6 protein-coding genes and 4 pseudogenes are annotated in these 8,278 nt (G+C 62.4%); 7 read left to right on the forward strand and 3 right to left on the reverse strand.

From position 1 onward, the window contains the following. Positions 1-1,101: pseudogene (locus tag NKI29_RS32885) on the forward strand (IS110 family RNA-guided transposase); the annotation flags it as partial. Between the two features lie 224 nt (positions 1,102-1,325). On the opposite strand, the pseudogene NKI29_RS32890 reads toward NKI29_RS32885, so the two are convergent. Continuing rightward, a pseudogene (locus NKI29_RS32890) lies at positions 1,326-1,799 on the reverse strand (transposase); the annotation flags it as partial. 436 nt (positions 1,800-2,235) lie between these two features. On the opposite strand from NKI29_RS32890, the gene NKI29_RS32895 reads away from it, so the two are divergent. From NKI29_RS32895 to istB, 6 genes and pseudogenes are all read left to right on the forward strand, one after another. Continuing rightward, entirely contained in the window at positions 2,236-2,922 is a 687-nt protein-coding gene (locus tag NKI29_RS32895; protein WP_352798633.1) for a hypothetical protein, read from the forward strand. A gap of 22 nt (positions 2,923-2,944) precedes the next feature. After that, entirely contained in the window at positions 2,945-3,382 is a 438-nt protein-coding gene (locus NKI29_RS32900; protein ID WP_352798634.1) for a hypothetical protein, read from the forward strand. Between the two features lie 107 nt (positions 3,383-3,489). Continuing rightward, a pseudogene (gene istA, locus NKI29_RS32905) lies at positions 3,490-5,030 on the forward strand (IS21 family transposase). A 15-nt stretch (positions 5,031-5,045) separates the two neighbouring features. After that, positions 5,046-5,629 (forward strand): annotated as a pseudogene (locus tag NKI29_RS32910) (ATP-binding protein). Positions 5,630-5,759: 130 nt separating this feature from the next. Next, positions 5,760-6,299 (forward strand): Mu transposase domain-containing protein, encoded by a 540-nt coding sequence (locus NKI29_RS32915; RefSeq protein WP_352798635.1) that lies wholly within the window; start codon positions 5,760-5,762, stop codon positions 6,297-6,299. Between the two features lie 12 nt (positions 6,300-6,311). After that, positions 6,312-7,067 carry an IS21-like element helper ATPase IstB gene (gene istB, locus NKI29_RS32920; protein WP_352798636.1) on the forward strand — a complete coding sequence of 252 codons (756 nt, stop codon included), beginning with the start codon at positions 6,312-6,314 and terminating at the stop codon, positions 7,065-7,067. Positions 7,068-7,471: 404 nt separating this feature from the next. Here istB and NKI29_RS32925 read toward each other — a convergent pair whose 3' ends face one another. Both NKI29_RS32925 and NKI29_RS32930 read right to left on the reverse strand, forming a co-directional pair. After that, positions 7,472-7,606 carry a hypothetical protein gene (locus tag NKI29_RS32925; RefSeq protein WP_352798638.1) on the reverse strand — a complete coding sequence of 45 codons (135 nt, stop codon included), beginning with the start codon at positions 7,604-7,606 and terminating at the stop codon, positions 7,472-7,474. Beyond that, positions 7,555-7,863 (reverse strand): transposase, encoded by a 309-nt coding sequence (locus NKI29_RS32930; protein WP_352798637.1) that lies wholly within the window; start codon positions 7,861-7,863, stop codon positions 7,555-7,557. Before NKI29_RS32930 ends, NKI29_RS32925 begins: the two co-directional genes overlap by 52 nt. Positions 7,864-8,278 lie beyond the last annotated feature (415 nt).

An 8,278-nucleotide genomic window follows, 5' to 3' on the forward strand; every position in this document is an offset into this window, starting at 1 on the left:
CAGCCTGGTTGCAACTGACGAGGTCGTTGTCGAGGCGAACCGGCAATGCCATGGCGGTGGTGCGCATGCTTTCGCCCTTCGTCGGCCGGGTGATTGTCGCCAACCCGATGCAGGTGAAGGCGATCGCCCATGCCAGGATCAAGACCGACAAGATCGATGCCGGGGTTCTGGCGCAGCTCCATGCCAGCGGCTTTCTGCCGGAGGTGTGGGTTCCCGACGAGCGGACCGAGCGGCTTCGCCGTCTCGTCGCGCGGCGCAATCAGGTCCTGCGGCATCGCACGCGCGTGAAGAACGAGGTGCATGGCATCCTGCAGGCGCACCTCGTGCCGAAGTGCCCGCATGCCGATCTGTTCAACAATCGCGGCCGCGCCTGGCTTGAGCGGCAGATGCTTCCCGACGAAATCGCCAGACGTATCCGTGAGATCGATCGCCTGGCCGAGGATCTGGCAGACCTTGATCGTGATATCGCCAGGGATGCGATTGACGATCCGCAGGTCGGTCGGCTTCAGACGATCACCGGCGTCAATGCCGTCGTGGCCACCGGGATCATTGCGGCGATCGGGGATATCCACCGGTTCGGCGAACCGCAGAAGCTGGTGAGCTACTTCGGCCTCAATCCGCGCGTCCGGCAATCCGGTCTTGGCATCGCCCAGCATGGCCGGATCAGCAAGCACGGGCGTTCCCACGCACGTGCCATGCTGGTCGAGGCCGCCTGGGCGGCGGCGAAGGCGCCGGACCGCTCAGAGCCTTCTTCCTGCGCATCCGCAACAAGCGCGGTCATCAGGTTGCGGCGGTCGCGGTCGCCCGCAAGCTCGCCGTGCTGGATCTGGCACATGCTGACGAAGCAGGAGGACTATCTGTGGGTGAGGCCTACGTTGGTGGCGGCGAAGCAGCGACAACTCGCCCCTCAAGTCCGGCGCGCCCAACGAACGCGGTGTTGGTCGTCGCGGTTCAGCCTACGCCTACAATGTCAAGGAATTGCGCAACCGGGAGAAGGCTGCGGCCGAGCACGCTGAGCGTGCCTATGAGCTGATGGTCCGCCAGTGGCGACAGCGAGGGCCGAAGCGGCGCACGGACGCCACAAAGGAGGAACGGCTATGAAGGCAGCGCGGCGGCGCTTTCATCCTCAGGCGCCGCTCTTTGCCGCGTGGTCGTCCGTGCTGGGAGAATTTAGCACATGAGCTGACAAAGCGCTTGTCGATGTCATCCGTCGAGTGCAGCTTGACGCGGTGCTCCTTGGGGAAGGTCAGTAGGCGAGCACGTCGTGCTCGGCCTCGTCCATGATGGCGGCGAGCTTCGGCACCTCCGGGCGGATCTGGTCGGCGCCAGAGATACGGCCAGTCGCCCTCGATCGGCCGGTCGAGGAGCCTTCACCTTGCCATCGATCTCCTCGCACAGCCGGCTGACCTGGCTCTTGGAGACACCGCTCATGCCCATCGCCTTGACCAGGTCGTCGACCGAGCGCGTCGAGATGCCCTGGATATAGGCCTTTTGAATAACAGCCGTCAGCGCCTTCTCGGCCATGCGCCGCGGCTCCAGGAACGAGGGGAAATAGGACCCTTTCCTGAGCTTCGGGATGCGCAGCTCGACCGTGCCGGCCCGCGTCTCCCAGTCGCGGTCGCGATAGCCGTTGCGCTGGGCCGTGCGCAGCGGGTTCTTCTCGCCATAGCCGGCGCCGGTGGCAGCGCGCACCTCCATTCCATCAGCCGTTCGGCGGCAAAGCCGATCATCTCGCGCAGGATATCGGCGTCAGGGGTCTTCTCTACGAGCCTGCGCAGGTTCATCATGTCGTTGGTCATCGGTGGTTCGTTCGAATCAGCTTGGTGTGAGCAACCCGACCCTACCGGAGAACATAGATAACCACTGCTCGCCGCTCGCTCGCTACGGCGCTGTTGAGCGCGCGCTCGCGAGCGGCTTCGTCACCGCCGAGCTACACCTATATGGGGCGATGATTGTCAAGGCAGCTCCTACTTCAATTCGACCATCTCCTAGTTCGGCCGATTGGCGACTATCTCCTCGTCCCGACCGAGCTTCGCGCTGGCTGCCGCGCGCAGTGACGGTCAAGGCTGGGCCGCAGGCCCGATCGCGCAGCGACTTGTCCTTGACGGTCACGAGCACGGCGGCAGGCTTGCTCGGTCGGCAGGGAGCCCTGCGAGGTGCCGACAATGGATTCCGATGCGGATTCCGACGTGAAGCCGGCCGCCATTCCGATCAAACACCGGCCACCATTCCGGTATGAAGCCGGCCACCATTCCAACCAAAGACCGGCCAGTTTTCGGCACTGAAGATTACCTCCTGGGTCAGCAACTTTGCATCAATTGCCTCGCGATGAACGAGGACATTTTGATGCCGGCAAAGAGAAGGCTGACCATGAGACAGTTGAGACAAATGCTTCGGCTTGCCGGAAGCGGGACCAGTTCCCGCGAGATTGCGGTCGTGCTGGGAATAGCACGCAGTACGGTGCAGGATAATCTGCGGCGCGCAGCGACAATGGGGTTGAGCTGGCCCCTGCCAGGCGAGCTGACCGATGACGCGCTTGAGAGCAAACTCTTCGCTCGCAATGGCGTCAAACAGGGCACGCGGCGGCGCACAGAGCCGAACTGGGCCCATCTTGCCGTCGAGCTCAAGAAGCCGGGCGTCACACTCCTCATCTTGTGGGAGGAGTATCGAGGAAGTCATCCCGACGGATATGGCTACAGCCGGTTCTGCGAGCTCTTTCGCAGCTTCGAACAGCGGCTTTCCCCGACGATGCGCCAGGAACACGCCGCCGGCGACAAGGTCTTCGTCGACTATTCCGGCAAGAGGATCCCGATCGTTGATCGAGACACCGGCGAGATCCGTGAGGCGGAGATCTTTGTGGCGGTCTTGCGAGCGTCCAGCTTCACCTATGCCGAAGCAACCTGGAACCCAGACACTGCCTGATTGGATTGGTTCACACGTCAGGATGTTTCGTTTTTTTGATGGCGTTCCCCGACTGATCGTCCCCGACAATCTGAAGTCGGGCGTCAGCCGCGCCAGCTTCTACGATCCCGAGATCAATCGCAGCTACGGCATGATGGCATCCCATTATGGCGTCGGCGTTCTTCCGGCACGGCCGCGACGGCCGAAGGACAAATCGAAAGTCGAGAACGGCGTGCGTTTCGCCCAGTCATGCATTCTGGGGCGGCTGCGCAACCAGACCTTCTTCTCGCTGGCCGAGGCCAATGCCGCCATTCGCCAGGCACCCGATCGCATCAATGATCACGTCATGCGTCGGCTGGGCGTCAGTCGCCGGCAACTGTTTGAGAGCGTCGAGCGTGCTGCGCTCGCAAGCCTGCGTATTTCAGACGATCGTGAGCACGGATTTCACGGGATCATGAGCAACGATTTCAGGCCATCGTGAGCAACGATTTCAGATGATCGTGAGCACCTTTTCGTGGGTGCGGGATGCTTCGTCCGACAACTCAACCGGTCTATGGAATTGCCTCGTTCAACCAACGAGGAAGCCTGATGCCAACCCAGAGATTGTCGATGCGCCGGATCAGAGAAGTTCTACGTTTAAGGCATGTCCAGGGCCTACCCGAACGGGTCACCGCGCGCATGATCGGGGTGAGCAATGGCGTCGTGCATGGCTATCTGCGGCGCGCCCATCTTGCCGGGCTGAGCTGTCCACTGCCCGAGGGGATGGATGACGAAGGCCTTGAGCTGCTCCTCTTTCCGGCGCCGAGGGCGGCATCGCAAAGCCCCCGTCGGCCGGTGCCCGATTGGAGCTATGTGGAGAAGGAGTTGCGCCGCCGCAGCGTAACGCGGGTGCTGTTGTGGGAAGAGTATCGCGCCGCCAACCGCGACGGCTTTGGCTATACGTGGTTTTGCACGACCTTTGAGGCCTGGAAGGGGCGCACGCGCCCGACGATGCGCCAGACGCACCTAGGCGGCGAGAAGGTGTTTGTCGATTTCGCCGGCGACACCATCGACATCTTCGACCCCGTCACCGGCGAAGCGCACGCCATCAAGCTGTTCGTCGCGGCGATGGGCGCCTCGAACTACACCTACGCCGAGGCGTGCCCGAGCGAGAGCCTGCCCGACTGGATCGGTGTTCACACGAACCTTTTCACCTTTCTGGATGGCGTGCCGAAGTTCGTGATCTGCGATAATCTCAAGGCCGCCGTCACCAACCCCGATCGCTACGATCCCGGTCTCAACCGGACCTATGCCGAGATGGCGAGCCATTACGGCACCGCAATTCTCGCAGCCAGGCCGAGACGCCCGAAGGATAAGGCAAAAGTCGAAGTTGCCGTGCAAATTGCCCAGCGCTGGGTCCTGGCGCGGCTGCGCAACCAGCGCTTCTTTTCCCTGGCGGCGCTGAATGCCGTCATCCGCGTGCTCGTCGCCGAACTCAATGCCGCCAGATGCGTGGCTTCGGCTCCAGCCGAGCCGAACTCTTCGCCGAGATCGATAGGCCGAAGCTGGGAGAACTGCCGGACCAGCCATACGTCTTTGCGCGCTGGAAGCGCTGCCGCGTCGCACCCGACTATCATGTCGAGGTCGATGGGCACTGGTATTCCACGCCCTACCGCCTCATCCGCGAGCTCGTCGATGTGCGCATCGCCGACAACACCGTCGAGATCTTCCACAAGGGTCAGCGCGTCGCCAGCCACGCCCGTGCGCCCAACCGGCGCGGCCATACGACCGTTGCCGATCACATGCCGAGCGCGCATCGCCGCTACGGCAAGTGGACGCCGGGAGGATTGATCGCAGCCGGCGAGAAGATCGGTCCTTCCACCGCCGCCTTCTTCCAGGCTGTCATCGCTGACCGGCCGCATCCCGAACAAGGCTTTCGCACTTGCCTCGGCATTCTGGCGCTGACCAAGAGCTACGGCAACGCGCGCGTCGATGCAGCCTGCCAACGTGGCATTCTCATCAAGGCACGCTCCGTCGCCTCGATCCGTTCGATCCTCAAGAACGGCCTTGATCGCGCTTTCCTCGACGAGACGCCCGATCACCAACCCCTGCGCCACGGCAATATCCGCGGTCAGGGCTATTTCCACTGAACCAGGGAGATTCCAATGCTCACCCATCCCACCCATGAACGGCTGGTCGCACTCGGTTTGTCCGGAATGGCCAAAGCCTTCGAGGAGCAACGACGATCGCCGGATCTCGATGCTCTGTCGTTCGAGGAGCGCATCGGGCTCCTTGTCGACCGCGAAGCCGCCGAGCGCGACACCAAACGTCTCACGGCCCGCCTCAAATTCGCCGCGCTGCGCCAAAGCGCATGCGTGGAAGATGTCGATTTGCGTACCCCGCGCGGCATCGACCGCGCCGTCTTCGCCAGGCTCGTCGGCGGCGACTGGATCGACCGTCACGAGAACTTGCTGGTCACAGGCGCAACCGGCCTGGGCAAAAGTTTGGATTGCCTGCGCGCTCGGTCACAAAGCCTGCCGCGACAATCGATCGGTGCTCTCGCGCATCGACCATCGTCACCAGCCAAATTCCCGTGGAACTCTGGCACGACGTCATAGGCGATCCCACCCTCGGTGACGCGATTCTGGATCGCCTCGTTCACAACGCTCACCGCCTTCAATTCGCCGGAGAAAGCATGCGAAAACACAAGGCCCGCACCCACGCTCTTGACGGCGTCTCAAACGCCTGAACAATAACTAGGTCGGCCGAAGCGACCGCTCATGATCGCGTGAAATACGTGCTCACGATCGCCTGAAATGGCTGCTCACAATCAGCGAAATGCGCACAAGCCTTCCGAGCAAAGACTACGAATTCGCCGAGTGGCGTTTGGCCGCGTCTCGACGGATTACCATGTCGAGTTCAAGACCTTCTTTTATTCCGTACCGCACAGCCTCATTCGCCAGCAAGTCGATCTGAGAGCAACGGCATGCACCATCGAGATCTTCCACCGCGGCAAGCGCATTGCCGTCCATCAGCGCCGCTATGGCGGCCCTCGTCATGGGACTGATCCGGATCATATGCCCAGCTCCCACCGGCGATATGCCGAGTGGACGCCGGATCGTTTCCGTCGCTGGGCCGCATCCGTCGGCCCCGAGACGGAAGGCTTGGTTGTCGCAATCCTCGCCAGCCGCCCACATCCTGAACAAGGCTTTCGAACATGCCTGGGTGTCCTGCGCCTGTTTCGCGATGTCACACGCGATCGCGCCGAAGCCGTGTCAGCCCGCGCTGTCGAGATCGGTGGGCTGAACTGCAAGAGCATCGCCTCGCTCATCGCCAATCACAAGGCCGCAAGGCATTCCACCGAACCGACCGCCATCGTCGATCACGCCAATCTGCGTGGCCCTGATTACTTTCATTGAGGAGACACACCAATGCTTATCCATCCGACCATCGACATGCTGCGCGAACTCGGCCTTCATGGCATGGCCACCGCCTTCCAGGAACTCGACGCACAATCCGAAGCACGCGGCCTCGAGCATGGCGAATGGCTTGCCTTGCTGCTCGAGCGCGAGGCTACCATGCGCCGCCAGAAGCGTTTCGAAGCCCGCGCCAGAGCTGCAAAGCTTCGCCATGACGCACAGATCGAGAATGCCGACTTTCGTGCCGCACGCGGTCTTGACCGCAATCTGTTCATGGCGCTCGCCGGCTGCGACTGGATTCGCAAGCATCACAGTCTTCTCATCACCGGGCCGGCGGGCGTCGGCAAGAGCTGGCTGGCCTGTGCGCTAGGCCACAAAGCTTGCCGAGAGGATTTCTCCGTCGCCTATCACCGCGTTCCCCGGCTGTTTGCAACACTTGCCCTCGCGAGAGGCGACGGACGTTATGGCCGGATCCTCAAGCAACTCGCCAAAACCGACCTTCTCATTCTCGATGACTGGGGACCGGAAAAACTCAATGATGACCAGCGGCGTGATGTGCTTGAGATCATTGAAGACCGCTACGAACGCCGATCGACAATCGTCACCAGTCAGCTGCCACTGGATCACTGGTACGAGATCATTGCAAACCCAACTCTGGCCGATGCCATCCTCGACCGCCTCGTTCACAACGCCTATCGCATCGATCTCACCTGTGAAAGCATGCGAAAACAGCGCTCGCCAAGAGCGACCGAAACAGCGCAAGCTTGACCTGAAACGAAACCCAATCCAAACATCAACGAGACCCAGGATCAGTCCGAAAAATGGCCGGCCTCAAATCGGAACACCGGCCGGAATGAAATCGGAATGACTGGCCGGCTTCAAATCGGAATCGATGGCCGGCTTCGTCGGAATACGCATTCCGAGGCGGAGTTCGCCAAAAGCAGGCGCGGGTGCCCGCGCGGGCAGACTTGTATTCGCTCGATCTCAGTGGATCTGAACCATGATGCAGCATGCGCATCGGGTGGCGAAGTTCCGGGGCGGCGGGCCCATTCTACGTCTGCGGTCCGAGGACCATGTGTAGCTTCGGGTTGCGATCTCGGATCATCATCGGCAGATCCTGCTACGGGCCAGCCAATTGGGTGTGCGTTGCTCTCCTCTTCCCACGTGCCGCCTCACGCCGCACGCAAGCTGACGCCCTCGCCCGTGGTGACGAGGCGCCACAGCGCAATCACAAGCTTGCGCGCCAGCGCCACGATCATCGTCTTGCGCGTGGCTTTGCGGCCGTCGGCCGTGCGCGCCTGGAACATCGGGCCAGCGCACTGTCCTTCTGGAAGAGGAGAGAGCGCCAGGCAAGTTGGATCATGCCATGCCGCACACGGGCACTGCCGGCACGTGCCAGCCCCTTCTCGCGCCGGCGTTTGCTGCTCTCGTCGGGCGAACCCGGGAGCCCGGCATAGCCCGCCACCGCGCGGCGATCACGTAATCCGCGCGACAGGATCTCGTGGACCAGCATGTCCGCCGTCTTGATACCGACGCCGATGCCCCGGGCGATGAGGCGCACCATCGCATGCGGGCCTTCTGGCGCAGCCGGAGCCGCGGCCAGCCTACGCAGGCGGTCGCCCTCGATGGTGCGGATCTGCGCACGCAGGAGGTCGAGTCGAGCCGCTCAAGCAAGCGGTGCAACTCGGAGCGGGTGTTGTAAGGCAGCGGCGTTCCCTCCGCTATGCGGATGGCCATGAGCCTGTCGGCCGCATTGCGCAGGCTCAAGCGGAAGCTGCGAATGCCGAAGCGGGCGAGAATCGCCTTGATGCGGTTGATGAGCCGCGTCTGCTCACAGACCAAGGCTGCCGCCGCGGTTCGGCCGCCCCGCGACCTCTTGTCAATGCCGCTCGAATTTTCCCCAAAAGTGCCGAAGTAAAATTCCCCAGTTTCGCCGCTCAGGCTGTTGCGGAAGGGTGTCCATTTTTCGGCGGCCGGCC

It is taken from the genome of Mesorhizobium sp. M0678 (assembly GCF_040320505.1).
Classification (GTDB): Bacteria; Pseudomonadota; Alphaproteobacteria; order Rhizobiales; family Rhizobiaceae; genus Mesorhizobium.

Excerpts from the sequence above, each read along its gene's own strand:
- istB (WP_352798636.1), top strand. The coding sequence starts at position 6,312 with ATGCTTATCCATCCGACCATCGACATGCTGCGCGAACTCGGCCTTCAT.
- NKI29_RS32930 (WP_352798637.1), bottom strand. The coding sequence starts at position 7,863 with ATGGTGCGCCTCATCGCCCGGGGCATCGGCGTCGGTATCAAGACGGCG.
- NKI29_RS32900 (WP_352798634.1), top strand. The coding sequence starts at position 2,945 with ATGTTTCGTTTTTTTGATGGCGTTCCCCGACTGATCGTCCCCGACAAT.
- NKI29_RS32895 (WP_352798633.1), top strand. The coding sequence starts at position 2,236 with ATGAAGCCGGCCACCATTCCAACCAAAGACCGGCCAGTTTTCGGCACT.
- NKI29_RS32925 (WP_352798638.1), bottom strand. The coding sequence starts at position 7,606 with ATGTTCCAGGCGCGCACGGCCGACGGCCGCAAAGCCACGCGCAAGACG.